Source organism: Bradyrhizobium sp. sBnM-33, assembly GCF_032917945.1.
Lineage (GTDB): Bacteria > Pseudomonadota > Alphaproteobacteria > Rhizobiales > Xanthobacteraceae > Bradyrhizobium.
This window is the reverse complement of the sequence record NZ_CP136624.1, coordinates 1,350,006-1,366,108: the sequence shown is the minus strand read 5'-3', so window position 1 is coordinate 1,366,108 and position 16,103 is coordinate 1,350,006. Positions and strand designations below refer to the sequence as shown.

At 62.7% G+C, this 16,103-nt stretch carries 16 protein-coding genes; 9 read left to right on the top strand and 7 right to left on the bottom strand.

All coding sequences use genetic code 11. The features are described 5' to 3' along the window. Positions 1-61: 61 nt before the first annotated feature. Positions 62-1,267, top strand: coding sequence for a CaiB/BaiF CoA transferase family protein (locus RX328_RS06465; RefSeq protein ID WP_213251924.1), 1,206 nt, complete (start codon positions 62-64; stop codon positions 1,265-1,267). Between the two features lie 6 nt (positions 1,268-1,273). Beyond that, entirely contained in the window at positions 1,274-1,921 is a 648-nt protein-coding gene (locus RX328_RS06460; RefSeq protein ID WP_213251923.1) for a glutathione S-transferase family protein, read from the top strand. Between the two features lie 12 nt (positions 1,922-1,933). Here RX328_RS06460 and RX328_RS06455 read toward each other — a convergent pair whose 3' ends face one another. Continuing rightward, complete coding sequence (locus RX328_RS06455) at positions 1,934-3,448, bottom strand: hypothetical protein (protein WP_213251922.1); 1,515 nt, start codon at positions 3,446-3,448, stop codon at positions 1,934-1,936. Positions 3,449-3,538: 90 nt separating this feature from the next. Then, positions 3,539-4,543 (bottom strand): hypothetical protein, encoded by a 1,005-nt coding sequence (locus tag RX328_RS06450; RefSeq protein ID WP_312018021.1) that lies wholly within the window; start codon positions 4,541-4,543, stop codon positions 3,539-3,541. 235 nt (positions 4,544-4,778) lie between these two features. Here RX328_RS06450 and RX328_RS06445 point away from each other — a divergent pair, with 235 nt between their 5' ends. The 4 genes from RX328_RS06445 to RX328_RS06430 all read left to right on the top strand — a co-directional run bounded on the left by RX328_RS06445 (position 4,779) and on the right by RX328_RS06430 (position 6,702). Beyond that, positions 4,779-5,150, top strand: coding sequence for a Crp/Fnr family transcriptional regulator (locus RX328_RS06445; RefSeq protein ID WP_213251921.1), 372 nt, complete (start codon positions 4,779-4,781; stop codon positions 5,148-5,150). Then, on the top strand, positions 5,150-5,962 hold the full coding sequence (locus tag RX328_RS06440; RefSeq protein WP_213251920.1) for an MBL fold metallo-hydrolase: 813 nt from the start codon (positions 5,150-5,152) through the stop codon (positions 5,960-5,962). Before RX328_RS06445 ends, RX328_RS06440 begins: the two co-directional genes overlap by 1 nt. A gap of 126 nt (positions 5,963-6,088) precedes the next feature. Then, positions 6,089-6,490 carry a glutathione S-transferase gene (locus tag RX328_RS06435; protein ID WP_249726430.1) on the top strand — a complete coding sequence of 134 codons (402 nt, stop codon included), beginning with the start codon at positions 6,089-6,091 and terminating at the stop codon, positions 6,488-6,490. Positions 6,491-6,492: 2 nt separating this feature from the next. Next, positions 6,493-6,702, top strand: a complete 210-nt coding sequence (locus RX328_RS06430) for a glutathione S-transferase C-terminal domain-containing protein (protein ID WP_249726429.1) — start codon at positions 6,493-6,495, stop codon at positions 6,700-6,702. Positions 6,703-6,971: 269 nt separating this feature from the next. Here RX328_RS06430 and RX328_RS06425 read toward each other — a convergent pair whose 3' ends face one another. The 3 genes from RX328_RS06425 to RX328_RS06415 are packed head-to-tail and all read right to left on the bottom strand — an operon-like array spanning position 6,972 to position 8,991. Next, positions 6,972-7,469, bottom strand: a complete 498-nt coding sequence (locus tag RX328_RS06425) for a TPM domain-containing protein (protein ID WP_213251919.1) — start codon at positions 7,467-7,469, stop codon at positions 6,972-6,974. A gap of 2 nt (positions 7,470-7,471) precedes the next feature. Beyond that, positions 7,472-8,362, bottom strand: coding sequence for a TPM domain-containing protein (locus RX328_RS06420; protein WP_213251918.1), 891 nt, complete (start codon positions 8,360-8,362; stop codon positions 7,472-7,474). A gap of 20 nt (positions 8,363-8,382) precedes the next feature. Beyond that, positions 8,383-8,991, bottom strand: coding sequence for a LemA family protein (locus RX328_RS06415; RefSeq protein WP_213251917.1), 609 nt, complete (start codon positions 8,989-8,991; stop codon positions 8,383-8,385). A 160-nt stretch (positions 8,992-9,151) separates the two neighbouring features. Between RX328_RS06415 and RX328_RS06410 the strand changes: the two genes are divergently transcribed. The 3 genes from RX328_RS06410 to RX328_RS06400 are packed head-to-tail and all read left to right on the top strand — an operon-like array spanning position 9,152 to position 12,369. Continuing rightward, a complete protein-coding gene (locus tag RX328_RS06410) occupies positions 9,152-10,003 on the top strand; it encodes an enoyl-CoA hydratase (RefSeq protein ID WP_213251916.1) in 852 nt (283 codons plus the stop codon). 21 nt (positions 10,004-10,024) lie between these two features. Next, on the top strand, positions 10,025-11,158 hold the full coding sequence (locus RX328_RS06405; RefSeq protein WP_213251915.1) for an acyl-CoA dehydrogenase family protein: 1,134 nt from the start codon (positions 10,025-10,027) through the stop codon (positions 11,156-11,158). A 14-nt stretch (positions 11,159-11,172) separates the two neighbouring features. Beyond that, the gene (locus RX328_RS06400) at positions 11,173-12,369 is read left to right on the top strand and encodes an acyl-CoA dehydrogenase family protein (RefSeq protein ID WP_213251914.1); all 1,197 of its coding nucleotides are present in this window, start codon (positions 11,173-11,175) and stop codon (positions 12,367-12,369) included. Positions 12,370-12,510: 141 nt separating this feature from the next. Here the strand turns inward: RX328_RS06400 and RX328_RS06395 are convergent, their stop codons facing one another. Both RX328_RS06395 and RX328_RS06390 read right to left on the bottom strand, forming a co-directional pair. Continuing rightward, positions 12,511-14,838 carry a xanthine dehydrogenase family protein molybdopterin-binding subunit gene (locus RX328_RS06395; RefSeq protein WP_213251913.1) on the bottom strand — a complete coding sequence of 776 codons (2,328 nt, stop codon included), beginning with the start codon at positions 14,836-14,838 and terminating at the stop codon, positions 12,511-12,513. Positions 14,839-14,987: 149 nt separating this feature from the next. After that, positions 14,988-16,088, bottom strand: a complete 1,101-nt coding sequence (locus RX328_RS06390) for a S1C family serine protease (protein WP_213251912.1) — start codon at positions 16,086-16,088, stop codon at positions 14,988-14,990. Positions 16,089-16,103: the final 15 nt, after the last annotated feature.

Here is a 16,103-nt window from a genome sequence, read left to right as displayed (position 1 = left end):
TTCGCTGACGGTAATTCCGACTTACGAAAAAAATCAACAAACCACACGGAGCGGCGGCACTATGGAAAAGGGTATCTTCGACGGCCTCAAGGTTCTGGATTGCGCGAGCTTCATCGCTGCGCCCGCGGCCGCCACTGTGTTGTCGGATTTCGGCGCCGACGTGATCAAAATCGAGCCGCCCGGCTCCGGCGATCCCTATCGCAACCTGCCGAATTTGCCGGGTTACCCGCACAGCGAGTACAATTTTGCGTGGATGCTGGAGGCGCGCAACAAGAAGAGCCTGGCGCTCGATCTCTCCAAGCCCGAGGGGCAGGCGGTGCTGCATCGTCTCGCCGCCCAGGCGGACGTCTTCATCACCAATTATCCCCCGCAGGTACGCGAACGACTCGGCATCACGCATGATCATTTGGCGCCACACAACGAACGTCTGATCTACGCTTCCTTCACCGGTTACGGCGAAAAGGGCGAGGAAGCCAACAAGCCCGGCTTCGACTCCAACGCCTATTGGGCGCGCTCCGGCCTGATGGACCTGGTGCGGGCGGATGAACATACGACGCCGGCGCGCTCGATCGCCGGCATGGGCGACCACCCCTGCGCGATGGCGCTTTACGGCGCGATCGTCACCGCGCTCTACAAGCGCGAGCGCACCGGCAAGGGCTCGCATGTCAGCTCGAACCTGATGGCCAACGGCGTCTGGGCCGCTTCGGTGCTGGCGCAAGCAAAACTGGTCGGCGCGAAATTCGGCGAACGCCGCCCGCGCGAGCGCGCGCTGAACGCGGTGACTAACCACTACCAGTGCAAGGACGGACGCTGGCTGATCCTCTCCCTGCTCAACGAGGACCGGCAATGGCCGACGCTGGCGCGCTGCCTCGGCCGCGAGGATCTCGTCACCGATCCCCGCTTCGAGACCAAGAAGGAACGTCACGCGCGGTCGGTCGAGCTGATCAAGATTTTCGACGAGACGTTTGCGACCAAGGACCTCGCGGAATGGCGCAGGATACTCGACGGCAACGGCCTGGTCTTCGGCGTAGTCGGCATCCTCGATGATATTCCGAACGACAAGCAGATGATTGAGAACGAGGTGCTAGTGCCGTTCGAAAACGACACTATGCTGACGATCAATAGTCCGATCTGGATCGACGGCAGCCGCAAGGTCCAGCCGCGCAAGCCGCCCGGCATCGGAGAGCATAGCGACGAAATCCTGCGCGACGCCGGCTATGACGAGGCAGCAATCAAAGCGCTGCGCTCGGCCGGCGCAGTGGCGTAAGCCGCCATGCCCAGCTATCGACTGCATTACTTCCCGGAGTCGGGAAACAGCTACAAGCTCGCGCTGATGCTCACTCTGTGCGGGCAGAAGTTCGAGCCGGTATGGACCGATTTCGGCGGCGGCGTCACGCGTACGCCGGAATGGCGGCGCGATGTCAACCCGATGGGCGAAATTCCCGTGCTTGAGGTCGACGGCGAGCGTCTCACCCAGACGGCGCCGATCCTGCTCAAGCTGGCAAAGCAATTCGGCCGGTTCGGTGGTGAGATCGAGCAGGAGGAGTTCGAACTGCTGCGCTGGCTGTTCTGGGACAACCACAAGCTCACCGGCTACATGGCGACCTATCGCTATTTCCGCACCTTCACGCCGTCGCCGGACGAGCACGTGCTGAAACATTTCCGCAGGCGGCTCGACGATTTCCTGTCGATCCTCGAACAGCACATGCAGAAGAATGCATTTGCCATCGGCGAACGGCCGACGGTGGCCGACATTTCCATGATGGCCTATCTGCATTATCCCGCTGACGAGACCGGATATGATTGGGCGGTGAGCCATCCCGCGATCAACGCCTGGCTCGGACGGATGGCGCAGTTGCCGGGCTGGAAATCGGCCTATGATCTGTTGCCCGGCAAGCGCCTGACGCATTACGCCAAGTGATGGTCCGCAGCGCTAGCGGCTTTTGACGAAGCACATGCCGAAGCGCGAGGTCTTGCCGGCGGCCTGGCACGTCAGGCCCTCGGCGCAGGTCCAGTCGCGAAAGCTCGCGTCAGTGGTGGCGGCCGGCTTGCCCTGCACATAGCAATGCGCGCCCCAGCCATCGGAATAATTGCTGCCGGCGAGTTCGGTGCTGCCGCGCAACTGCGGACGGTTGGCAAATCCGCGCGAATAATTCGGCGCCTTGCCATCGCGGAGCGCGTTAAGAATATCGCGGCGGCGGATCTGGTCGCCGAAGAAATGCGGCGATGCCGGCACTACGGTTGTGTTCGAAGGCTTGTCCGCCATCCAGTCGACGCCAGGGAAATGGAAGCCGCCGATGCCGCGCGTCTGGTGGCAGCCGGAACAGGTGACGTCGTTGAGCCGCCGTTCGAACCCCGCAAGTGACCGGATATTCTGGAGCTTCGCGCCGCCTTCCATGGTCTTTTTTAACGCCGCCACCACGTCAGCCTCGCTGAACACGGCGCCCTCTCCTTGCACCAGTCCAAATTCAGGCTCCAGATCCGATGGATCGAATCCGACCGGCGTTGGCGCGATCGCGCTGCTCGCGAGGAATTTTTCCGGGATCAGCACGGTGCCGCGATCGAAGGCAACGAGGTTGACGGGATCGAGCAACCATCCGCTGAACTCGCGCCTGAGGCGGTCGTCCGCCAGAAGGCGCGCGCGGTCGATCTGGTTCTCCATCGGCGATTCCACGAACGCCCGCGCGTCCCGATCGTAGCGAAACATCTTAAGCAGATAATCGGTACGGAATTCGCGAACTGAGGATTTCGGCGCGTGCGCGATCTGGAGATTGGTCTCGATGCGGTCGATATTCTGATAGTCGATCAGGTCGAGCGGGCCATCGCTCGCCGACAGCTTTCCGTCGACCGACGCTGAGAGCCAGCGCCTGGCAATTTCGGAACACGCGATCGCCGAACCTTCGCCTCTTGCCTTCAGCACGAGGTTCAACGTCATCGGCAGCCGCGGCGGCGAAGCATCGTCGCCAGCCGCCTTGTTCATCCGCGTCAGGCGATAGATCAGGCGGATCTCACCGCAGCTTGCTTCTGCGGCGTAAGTGCGGTCCATACGGTTGATGATGCCGGCCAACACGAACCGCGTCTCAGCCGAATAGAGCAACGCGCGGTCGAACAAATGGAAATCGAAGCTCTCGCCGACGCCGATCGTCTCCTTCGGCAGGTTCGTGTGATGCCGCGCCATGTAGCGATCGAACTCGCCGTCGATCGCCTGCCGGACCGCCGCCAACGATGGCAAGGCGAACAGTTCGCTGTTGGCAAGCGGAATATCCGCCGACCGCTCCGGCACCAGCATGCGATCGAGGCGAAATTTCCCGGCATCGAGCTCGCGCAACGTCGCGGGATCGGTGATGGCGGCACCGCGCTCAAGCGCCGCATCTTGTGCCGCGCGCGCCGACAAAGCACCACACAGCAGAGCAAACAAAATGGCGAGAAATCTTGGCGCGCGGCTCATGTCGCAACTAACACCGCGCAAAGAGGTCTATTCAAGATTAAAGGCGCTTCACATCGCCGTGAAGCGCCTTGCTGTCCGTTAGCCGTGCCGTTATCGCGCGACGATCAGGCCCTTGCTGGTCACGACCACCCAGCGGCCATCCTGCTTGCGAATGGCGTCGACCCGGCCGAGACCGGGCACGGGATCGCCGGCATAGACCTCATACATTCCGCGGCGGCCCTCGATCAGCGCGCTGCCGTTGACGACATCGCGCAGTACCCAGCCCTCCACGGTTGGCAGCCGGGCGACTTCAGGCTTGGGCGGAGCCGCGGGTGCTGGCGCTGCGGCAGCAACCTGTTGCGGCACTGAGCCGGTCACTTCCTTCGCAGGGGCCGGCACGGCAGCCGTCGTTGCGGAAGCCTGGGCAGCGCGGAGCTTGTCGACGGTCTCGCTGAGCTTGGCGAGTTTCGCAGCCGGCTCGGCCTGGGCCTTTTCGACCTTGTCGAGGCGGTCACTGGCCTTGTTGAGCTGGCCTGTCGTCGTCTTGGAAGTATGCTCCAGGCTGGCTTTCAGTGCACCGATCTCGGCATCGAGCCGCGCCACCGAGGCTTCAAGCGCGCTATCCTTCGCCGACGCCTGGACCGAATCGCCGGCCATCAGCTTTCCAACGCCTGCGGTTGCCAGCGCACCACCGAGCGCCCCCGCCACCGTTGCCAAGGCCACGACGGCAGCCATGGCTCCAACTTTTCGCTTGCCGGACGACCCTTCCACCGGCGCAGCCTTTGCATCGGCCCCAACGCGGTCGCCAGGCGACATGATCGTCACATTGCCGGGGAAGCGCGGCGCTTCCGGTTTTACGGCGTCGATCTTGGGAGCATCAACTTTTGGTGCCTCGACCTTTGGCGTTTCGACCTTTGGCGCTTCCGTGCCGGCAGCTTCCAGCTTAGGCGCGTCAGGCTTCGGTGCGGTCTCTTCCTGCTCGGGCGCCAGTCTCACGGGCTCGACCTCAGCCGCAGCGGCCACCGGCTCGCTCAGCGCCGGCTTGTCCGGCCCGGCTGGCCCGGCTCCAAGGGTTCCGGTGTCACCGCTGGTGGGCTGGGGTTGCTGATCGCTCACGTTGGATTCTCCAGAATTGATTGACCATTTGGTAACTTTTATTGCTTGCCAAATCGTTACCGGCCCGGGCCTTACCGAAATTTTAGGAACTCATCCGGGCCGATTTTGGCCGGCACACCGCCATCCGGACCCAAGTCCCCTATGCTGCCCTGCGGCATCCGTGGTTCCGTTTGCACCGGTCTGTTTCCCGACTAACATGGACGCAACCGACCAGCCAGAAAGGCAGGGGGCCACCATGACCATCGAGAAATGCATCAACGAGTTTGATGTAGATGACGTCATTTTTGAGGAAGGCTCGACCGGGCGGGAACTGTTCGTCGTGCTCGACGGCAAGGTCGAGATCGCCAAGATGAACGGCGCCGGCAAGACCGTGATCGTCACGCTCGGCAAGGGTGAGTTCTTCGGCGAAATGGCGGTCATCGACGGCTCGGCGCGTTCGGCAACGGCCATTGCGGCCTCGCCGAAGACCCGCGTGATGCGGATCAATCACGCCCGCTTCGTCTACCTGGTCAGCCAGCAGCCGGCCTTTGCGCTGATGATCATGGATGCGCTCAGCAAGCGCCTGCGGGCATCCAACACGGTCGCCTTCCGAACCGCGGGCGGTTGATGAGCGAGCGCAGACCAAGCCCGTTCAAGACGCTGCTTGACAGCGATGTCTGTTCGCTGATCCAGGCCGCCGAAGACGTTTATCAGGTCCGCTTTAAGAACCGCGCGGCGAACGCCTATCTGGTGCGCGGGAGCTCGCGTACCATCCTGATCGATGTCGGGCTGTCCTCGAACTATCCGCACCTGCTGACATCCCTCAATTACATCGGGGTGAAACCCGACGATATCGACATGGTGGTGCTGAGCCACGAGCATCTCGACCACATCGGCGCAGCCTATCACTTCCACGGCCAAGCCTTCATCGCGGCGCACAGGCTGGCCGCCAACAAGATCATGCTGCGCGACGACTTCTCGATGCTGCGCAAGATGTTCAACGAGCCGAACGTGCCGATCAACATCGACCTCTGGCTGGAAGAAGGCAATTTGATCGACCTCGGCAATTTCCGCCTTAACGTGATGTACACGCCCGGCCACACCTCGGCCTGCATCACACTGTTCGACCAGGACAAGGGGCTATTGTTTGCCTCTGACACGCTGATGCCCGGCGGCGTCATGGGCGGCGTGTTCGGCTCGGGCAGCATCGCCGATTACATTCAGTCGCTGGAGCGGCTGAAGGGACTGAACTCAAAGATCCTGCTGTCGGGCCACGGGCGACTGTCCGACACGCCGCAGGAGGATGTGCGGATCGCGATCCAGCGCTCGCACGGATTGTTGTCGGACACTGCGCAATTATTCGACGCGCTGGATGCGCGAGCGAATTTCGAACCGATCATGCAGTCGGTGCGTGACCTCAACAAGCTCGACGACAGCTAGGCCAGCCCCGCGACATATTCCGCAGCGGCGAATGTGCGATCCGCCCATTTGACAAATGAAACGGCGGCTTGTTCAACGGTTCGCAACAACGAAGCCGGCAAAAAAAGCATCAGGAGAGACAGCATCATGAAGCTTTACGACTCGGTCGGGCCGAACCCGCGCATTGTCCGCATGTTCATGGCGGAAAAGGGCATGGAGATGCCGAAGCAGACGGTCGATCTGCGCAAGGGCGAGAACCGCGAGGCCGAGCATTTGAAGCGCAATCCGCACGGGCAGATGCCGACGCTCGAACTCGACGACGGCAGCTATCTGTCCGAGATCACCGCGATCTGCGAATATCTCGAAGAGAAGCGTCCGAACCCACCGCTGATCGGCGCTACGCCGGAAGAACGCGCCGAATGCCGGATGTGGACGCGGCGCATCGATCTCAACATCTGCGAGCCGCTCGCCAACGGCTTTCGTTTCGGAGAGGGCCTAAATTTTTCGAGAAGCGCATCCTCTGTGCGCCCGAGGCCTCGCCCGGCCTGAAGATGATCGCCGCCAACCGTCTGCAATGGCTCGACGGCCAGATGGCCGATGGCCGCCAATATATCTGCAGCAAGCGCTTCACGCTGGCCGATATCCTGCTCTATGGCTGGCTCGATTTCGCCGGCCAGGTCGGCCAGCCGCTCGATACGGCAAACATCAATATCGTGGCCTGGATGGCGCGGGTGGGAGAGCGGCCTCCGGTGAAGGCGTGATCCCGTTACATGTCGAGAGGCTCAGCTTGCCGCCCGATCAAGAGAAAGGCCGGCGGGCGTTACGCCGCCGACCCTTTCCCGCAACTGCCGGCTCGTAGGTCCGGTTCCGTTGCTTTGCATTCCGCTTACTACTTCTACCTCGATCGGTAACACCCAGAGCCGGGTGACGCCATTGCACGCCGGTATGGCCAAAGCGTACCGAGGTATAGGTTGGGACCATGGAAACTGGTGGAGCCGACTATCCATTGGTTTAGGGCGGTGATAGCGAGTTACATCACGACCGGCGCGTCCGGCAGCTCATTCGCCCCGCCGCCAGCCTTCGGAAAATGGGTCGCCAATTCGCGCGACACCGCGGCGACGCCCTTGATCACACCGCGTTCGAAATCGCCTGCCCTGAAATCCGCTTCCATCTCCTTGCAGATCTTCTCCCAGCCGGCTGCGCCGACCTTGGCATTGATGCCGCGGTCGGCGACGATCTCGACGTCGTGATCGGCAAGCAAGAGATAGATCAGCACGCCGTTATTGTCGGCGGTATCCCATATCCGCAAATGCGAAAAGACGTCCAGCGCCCGTTCTCGCGCGGGTTGGTTGCGAAACAACGGCGCGCCGTCGAGCGCGCCTTCGACCACGAAACGGACCTGTCCGGAATGAGTTGCCTCGCCCGCTTTGATCGCCTGTTCGATCCTCGCCAAGACGGCTGGCGGGAAATCGCGGCGGCGGCGCCAGTGATGCTGGAGAAGATGCCTGATGATACGTTTGATGCTCATGTCTACCAGCTCCCCGATGCACCGCCGCCGCCAAAGCTGCCGCCACCACCGCGGAACCCGCTGTCGCTGGAGCTGCTACCGCCGGACCAGGAGCCGCCGCTGCCACCAACCCATCCACTGTCTCTGCCGCGGCGTCCCACGCTTGGCCCCATCGAGCCCATGTTCTGGACGAGGAAACTTACGACAAACGCGATAAGGCCGATGAGGATAGCCGCTGCGAGCGATCCCGCAACGAACCAGCCGAAGATTCCCGCGATGCCGCCGGTTGCCGCCGCGCCGATGAATCGGCCGAGCACCGCCCTCAGCACCCCGCCGACAATGAAAACGAAGACGAGAATAAATGGATTGAACGGGTCGACATAGTTGGACAGGCCGGGACTTTGCCAGTGTGGCGGCTCCGGCTCCGGCAGTTTCTCGCCATTGGCGACCGCAATCATCCGGTTGACGCCTGCCGAAACGCCGCCGGCGAAATCGCCGCTCTTGAATTTTGGCGTGATGTCCTCGTCGATGATGCGCTTGGTGGTGGCATCGGTGAGCGCGCCCTCGAGGCCGTAGCCGACCTCGATCCGCAAGCGGCGATCGTTCTTGGCGATCACGAGCAGCGCGCCGTCGTCAATTTTCTTGCGGCCGATCTTCCAGGCTTCCGCGACGCGGAGCGCGAGTTGCTCGATGGCCTCGCCGTCGGTCGTCGGCACGATCAGCACCGCGATCTGGCTGCCCTTTCGCGTCTCGAGATCCTTCAGCCGCTGCGTCAGCGCGGCGATGTCGCCGGCGGTGAGCGTGCCGGTCTGATCGACGACCGGCCCGCTCAAGGGCGGAACCGCGACGAGCGCCAGGGCTGAAGCAGCCCAGCACAGCAGTAGCGCAAGAAGGGACGCTCTCGCAGCGTTCATCGCGGTGGCCTTTTCAGCCGCTACTTGGCGGGCGCCGGCGTCGGATTGAAGTCAACCTTCGGCGCCGTCGAGATCGCCTTCTCGTTCTCCACCGCGAAATTCGGCTTTTCCTTGTAGCCGAACGCCATCGCCGTCAGATTGTTTGGGAACGTGCGGATGCCGACGTTATAGTCCTGCACCGCCTTGATGTAGCGGTTGCGCGCCACCGTGATGCGGTTTTCGGTGCCTTCGAGCTGCGCCATCAAATCGCGAAACAGCGCGTCCGATTTGAGCTGCGGATAATTTTCGGTGACGACCAACAGCCGCGACAGCGCGCTCGTAAGTTCGCTTTGGGCGGCCTGGAATTTCTGGAACGCGGCGGGATCGTTCAGCACCTCCGGCGTGGCCTGGATACTGCCAACCTTGGCGCGGGCATTGGTGACGCCGAGCAGCACGTCTTTTTCCTGCTGCGCAAAGCCTTTTACGGAATTGACGAGGTTGGGCACCAGATCGGCGCGGCGCTGGTATTGGTTGACCACTTCCGACCAACCGGACTTGACCCGCTCGTCATTGGTCTGGATGGCGTTGTAGCCGCAATTGGTCAGACTCAGGCACGACAGCGTCGCCAGCACGGTTAAAAATCTGCGCATCGAACTCTCCCAAAGAAACGTTCAACGCCAACCTATCTGATTGGTTGCGTCTGGCATGCAAGGCACGAGCCTGCCTCAGGTTCATTTTGTAGCCCGATGGCCCTTGCCTATCATTCGCCGAAATAACAACATGGCCCGACAATAATAGAGGGAGGGCCGATTGACCGCTTTCGAAACCATCGTCGTAGAGCGACCGGAGCCGCGCATCGCGCGGATCGTGATGAACCGGCCCGAGGCGCGCAACGCGCAGAACCTGCAGATGACCTACGACCTCAACGCCGCCTTCGATCAGGCGGTGCAGGACGATGCGGTCAAGGTCATCGTTCTCGCCGGCAACGGCCCGCATTTTTCGTCCGGGCATGATCTGCGTCCGGCGGCTAAGAACACTGCCGGCGTGGATTTTCCGCCGATCGGAAATTGGGGCGGGTTCGCCGAACCCAACGCCCACGGCCGCTTTGCGCGCGAGCAGGAAATCTATCTGCAGATCACGCGACGCTGGCGCAACCTCGCAAAGCCGACGATTGCCGAAGTGCACGGCAAATGCATCGCCGGCGGATTGATGCTGGCGTGGGCCTGCGACCTCATTGTCGCAAGCGATGATGCCGAGTTCTGTGATCCCGTGGTCACCATGGGCGTCTGCGGCGTCGAATGGTTCGTGCATCCCTGGGAGCTCGGCCCGCGCAAGGCCAAGGAATTGCTGTTCACCGCCGACGTCTGGAGCGCGGAGGAAGCGCACCGGCTCGGCATGGTCAACCACGTCGTGCCGCGGGACGAGCTTTCCCCCTTCGTGATAAAGCTTGCTGAAAGGATCGCGGCAAAACCTTCCTTCGCGCTGAAGCTGACCAAGGAAGCGGTCAACCGTTCAGTCGACGTGATGGGACAACCTGCGGCGATCGAGCAGGCATTCGCGCTGCATCAGCTCTGCCACGCGCACAATCTGCAGGAATTCGGGACGATCGTCGATCCCGCGGGCCTCCATCCCTCCGTCCGGAAACCGGCACAGGCCAGCTAAGAAAAAGGCAAAGCAAATCAGATGGACCTCACCCTGAGCGACGAGCAGCGGCTGCTGCGCGAAAGTGCCGACCGCTTCGTCAGCGAGACCTATACCGCCGATCATCGCCGCCGGATCGCCAATGATCCGCTCGGCTTCAGCGCCGACATCTGGAAACAGTTCGCCGATCTCGGCTGGTTGGCGCTGCCGATTGCCGAGTCGCATGGCGGGCTCGGCGGCGGCGCGATCGAGATCGGCATCCTGATGGAGGCGTTCGGACGTGCGCTCGTTTCCGAACCATATCTTTCAACCGTCGTCATCGGCGCATCGTTGATCTCGGAATGCGGCTCTGAGGCGCAGAAGCAGGCACTGTTGCCGAAAATTGCCGATGGTTCACTGATTCTGGCATTCGCGCATTCCGAACGACAGGCGCGATACGACCTTGCCAAGGTGGCTACGACAGCAAAGAGAACACCTGACGGCTGGCGTATCGACGGGCAGAAGACCGCCGTCCTCGACGGCAGCGCCGCCGCGCAGATCGTCGTCTCGGCGCGCATCGATGGCGGCAAGCTTGGTCTGTTCATCGTGCCGCGCGGCATTCCCGGACTCGCCGCACGCGACTTCCCCCGGCTTGGTGGCGGCCGCGCCTGCAACCTCGAACTCAGGGATGTGCAGCTTCCCGCCGATGCTCTGCTTGGCGACGGCGGCGACGCGCTGCCGGCGATCGAGGGCGCGGTCGATCGCGCCATGGCTGCGCTCGGTGCCGAAGCCGTCGGTATCATGCAGACGCTGCTCGACCAGACGCTGGAATATACCAAGATACGAAAGCAGTTCGGCCGACCGCTATCGGCCAATCAGGTGATCCGCCATCGCCTGGCGGATATGGCCATGCAGTGCGACGAAGCGCGCTCGATGGCGCTGCGCGCCGCACTGATGGCCGATGCCGAACCGGTGGCGCGCAGCCGTGCCGCTTCGGGCGCCAAAGCCAAGATCGGTAAATGCGCCCGCTTCGTCGCCGAGCAATCGGTCCAGCTTCATGGCGCGATGGGCGTAACCGAAGAGCTCGATATCGGCTCCTACTTCAAACGGCTGCTCACCTTCGAGACGCTGTTCGGCGGCAGCGCCCATCATTATCGCCGGCACGCTGCCCTTGGCGGCCGCGCCGTCCAGGCCTGAAAGGAACGCTAGCCATGGATCTTACCTTCAGCGCCGAAGAACGCGCCTTCGAGAAAGAGGTACGCGAGTTCATCGCAGCAAACCTCACGCCGGAAATGAAGCGCGCCACCGCGCTGACGCCTTCGGTGTTCTCCGATCCTGATATCGGCATGGCCTGGCAGCGCGCGCTGCACAACAAGGGCTGGGGCGCGCCGGGCTGGCCGGTAGATCATGGCGGGCCCGACTGGACGCCGGCGCAACGCTGGATTTTTGAGGCCGAATGCGCCCGCGCCGGCGCGCCAAACGTGAACGTGATGGGCGTCAAGATGGTTGGCCCGGTCATCATCGGCTTCGGCTCGCCCGAGCAGAAGAATTTTTATCTGCCGCGGATTCTCTCCGGCGAGGATTACTGGTGCCAGGGCTATTCCGAGCCGGGCTCCGGCTCCGACCTCGCTTCGCTGAAAACTCGCGCGGTGCGCGACGGCGACGAGTACATTATCAACGGCACCAAGATCTGGACGACGCACGCCCACCATGCCAACCGGATGTTCGCGCTGGTGCGCACCAACGAGACCGAACGGCAGCAGGACGGCATCTCTTTCATCCTGATCGACATGAAGACGCCAGGTATCACCATAAGGCCGATTCTCACCATCGGTGGCGATCATGAGGTCAACCAGGTGTTTTTTGACGACGTGCGCGTGCCCGTCGCCAACCGCGTCGGCGAGGAAGGCAAGGGCTGGACCTACGGCAAATATCTGCTCGAGTTCGAACGCGGCTCCGGCATCGCCTCGGCCAAGCTGCGCGATGCGCTGAAGACGGTCTCTAGCCTTGCCGAATCTGACGCGACCGGCCGCGCCATCGACGATCCCGATATCGCGGTGCGGATGTCGGAAATCGAGGTCGATATCGATACACTCGAGATGACGGAATTGCGCGTGCTGTCGGCGCTGCAGACCGGGCAAAATCCTGGCGCGGTGTCGTCGCTCCTAAAACTGCGCGTCAGCGAAATCCGCCAGGCGGTGACGCGGCTCGGCGTCGACGTGATCGGCAATGACGGCCTCTATGTCGAACCAATGCGGCCGCTCTACCGGCTCAACGAGGCACCGGGCATCCCCGAGGAGATGCTGCCGGTGGTGCCGGAATATCTCAACGGCCGGGCGTATACGATCTTCGGCGGCTCATCCGAGATCCAGCGCGATATCGTCGCGAAGATGGTGTTGGGGCTCTAGGCCTCACTCGCACCATCGTTCCGGGGCGATGCGTAGCATCGAACTATGATGCGCAATTGCGCATCTGAGAACCTCGAGACTCTCAGGTGCGCAATTGCGCACCATAGTTCGCGCTTAAGCGCGCCCCGGAATGACGGGCAATCACATCGCAGCAGCCCTCGCATCCCTTATCGCCTGCCATACCTTGGCCGGCGTCAGCGGCGTGTTGAGTTGCTTGATGCCGAGCTCGCTCAAGGCATCCATCACGCCGTTGGTGACGCAGGGCGGGCCGCCGATCGCGCCGGATTCGCCGCAGCCCTTGGCGCCCAGCGGGTTGGTGCGGCACGGCGCGGAATCGTCCAGCGTCACCGCGATCGGCGGAATGTCGTCGGCGCGCGGTACGCAGTAATCCTGATAGCTCGCGGTCAATAGCTGCCCTTCCTCGCTGTAGGCGACGCCCTCGTAGAGCGCCTGCCCGATGCCCTGGGCGACACCGCCATGAACCTGGCCAGTGACCAGCATCGGGTTAACGGCAATGCCGACGTCGTCGACCGTGGTGTAACGCACCACCTTGCTCACCCCGGTTTCCGGATCGATCTCGACCTCGCAAATGTGCGTGCCGTTCGGCCAGCTCGGCCCGTCGACTTCGCCTTCGGAATCGACGGAGAGTCGCGCGCCATCTTCGTTCTTCGCAATCTCGAACAGGCTGATGCGTTTGTCGGTGCCTACCACCGTCAGCCAGCCGTCGCGATATTCGATATCCTCGATGGACGTTTCCAGCACGTTCGAGGCCTTCTCGCGCGCCTTCTGGATCATGTCGTTGGTGGAAACCGCAACTGCCGTGCCGCCGACAAACAGCGAGCGCGAGCCGACGCTGCCGAAGCCGGTGGCGAGATCGGTATCGCCCTGCACGACGTCGATCTTGTCCATGGGAATTCCGAGCGTATCGGATACCATTTGCGTGTAAGTGGTCTGCAGGCCCTGCCCCATCGCCATGGTACCGGAATGCAGGATAACGCGGCCTTCCGCGGTCGCGTGCAGGCTGACCTTTTCGGTATGCGCGCGCCCGCCGGTCCATTCGATATAGCTGGTGAGGCCGCGGCCGTAGAGCAGCCCCTTCTTCTTCGCCGCCTTCTTGCGCGCGGCAAAGCCGTCCCAATCCGATAGTTCAGCGGCGCGCGACAGCATGTGCGCAAATGCGCCGGAATCGTAGACTTGGCCGACGGCGTTGGTATAGGGCAGTTGCGCGGGTTTGATGTAATTCACCTTGCGGATGGTGCGTGGGTCCATGCCGATCTGGCGCGCGGCGGCATCCATCAGCCGCTCGACGATGAACACCGCTTCCGGCCGCCCCGCCCCGCGATAGGCACCAACCGGCGCGGTGTTGGTCATCACCGATTTCACCTCGAAATGCACCAGCGGCAGATCGTAGACGCCGGTCTGCACGAACGGCCCGAGCACCAGCGGAATGATGTTCCCAGTCCCCGACGAGTACGCGCCGGTGCCGCCGATCGAGCGGACGCGATAGGCGAGCACGCGGCCCTTGGCGTCGAGCGCGAATTCACCGGTCGAGGTCAGATCGCGGCCATGTGTGCCGCCGACGAACTCGTCGGTGCGATCGCCGCGCCAGCGGATCTTCTTGTTCAGCTTGGTCGCGGCGTAAGCAACGATGCCGTCTTCGGGATAGAGGCTGGTCTTCTGGCCAAAGCCGCCGCCGATGTCGCCGACCAGCACGCGCACACTATCCTTCGGCCGCTTCAGTATGGATTCCGCGAGCAGGTCCCGGGTAGAGCCGGGCGTTTGCGACTGCACGTGCAGGATCAATCGGCCGGTCTTCTTCTCGATCTCGGCAATCGTCGAGCGAGGCTCCATCGCCGAGGGCACCAGCCGCTGGCTGACCAGGTCGAGCGAGACCGTGTGCGCAGCCTTGGCAAAGGCTTCCTCGATCTGGGCGGCATCGCCGTAGCTCATGACAGCCACGATGTTGTCGGGCGCCTCGGGCCATACTACGGGTGCGCCGGGCTTCACCGCCTCGACAGGGTCGACCACTGAGGGCAGCACCTCGTAGTCGACCACGATCGCTTCGGCCGCGGTCTGCGCCAGCACGCGCGATGTCGCCACCACGGCGGCCACGGCCTCGCCGGCATAGCGAACGACTTCATGGGCGAGCAGACGCCGCGGCGGCACCGTCATCGGCGAGCCGTCCGGCCGCTTGAAGATCGCAAGCGTGGGGATGGTACCGATATCGTCCTTGATCAGGTCGGCCCCGGTATAGATCGCTTCGACACCGGGCATCCCGGCGGCGGCTTCGGAGTCTATCGAGACGATTTTGGCATGAGCATGAGGTGAGCGCAGCACGTAAAGCCACAACGCGCCCTCCTCCGGCTTGTCGTCGATGAACTGTCCCTTCCCGGTGAGCAGTCGCTGGTCTTCCAAACGCTTGACCGGCTGGCCCGCACCAAACCGCATATTACCGGGAAGAATGTTCATCAGTTTGTCCTTCGAGCTTTCTTGTCGGATCGGGCGGGGTTTTAGCGGTTTTTCCGCAGGAGACAACTCATTCAGCTCACTGTAACAAACGCACCGACGCGCCGGGCGCGGGTGACCGCGAACGGGTATGATTCTGCTGCAGGGGACTATTAGCCGCGGCTGATATCCACGATATCGACGTTGACATCGCGCGTTTCCGAACCGCGTTTCAGTGTGATGCGGACGCTCTTGCCCGCACCGACCTGCTCGATCTGATCGGTCAGGTCGGAGAGCCGGTGAACCGGCTTACCATCGGCTTGAACGATCACGTCGCCGAGCGCACCCGAGTTGAAATCCACGCCACGGATGCCGGCCCGTTCGGCCGGACTTCCGGGCGCGGTACGCACGACGATCACCCCTTCGACGCCCATGCGCGTCGCAACGGCTTCACCGGCAGCGACGATGCCGATTCCCGGGGTCGGTACGCGACCATTCTTGATGAGTTCGGGCACGATACGATTGACGATATCGGCCGGAATGGCGAAGCCGATGCCGGCGCTGGAGCCGGAGGGCGAGATGATGGCCGTGTTGACGCCGATCAACCGTCCCGCCGAGTCCAAAAGGGGGCCACCGGAATTGCCGGGATTGATCGCGGTGTCGGTCTGGATCACGTTGGCGATCTCGCGACCGCTGCTGGTCGGCAGCCGCCGCTTGAGCGCGCTGATGATTCCGCTCGTCAGCGATTGATCTAGTCCGAATGGGTTGCCGATCGCAAATGCAATTTGGCCTACCTTGAGGTCGTTAGAACTGCCAAGCGCCACCGGCGGCGGCAGCTGGCGCGGATTCCTGATCCGCAGCACCGCCAGATCGTAGTTCGGTGCTACGCCCACGATTGAAGCTTGGGCCACCTCGCCCGAGGCGAAGCGAACGGCTACCTCGCGGCCATTTTGCACGACGTGATTGTTGGTGACCACATGACCGCTACTGTCCCAGACAAAGCCAGTGCCGGAGGCTGCCGGGCCGGAGGCCGCCGGGCCTTCCTCTTCTTCGAAGGGATTGGCCATGGCGGATCGCGCCGCGACCTGCACGACCGACGGCGAGACTCGCTCGAAAAGCTCTATGTTTGCCCGCTCGGCATCGGACAGCGGACCGCGCTGGTCGACGGTTCGGGCGGTGGTATTGGTCCATGGGCTGTAGCGAATATTGGAAAGGGTCAGCGCGACCAGTACGGCTGCTATGACGGCTAAAGAAAGCGCGAAGCGACGGTTCATCGGTCACTCATCTGG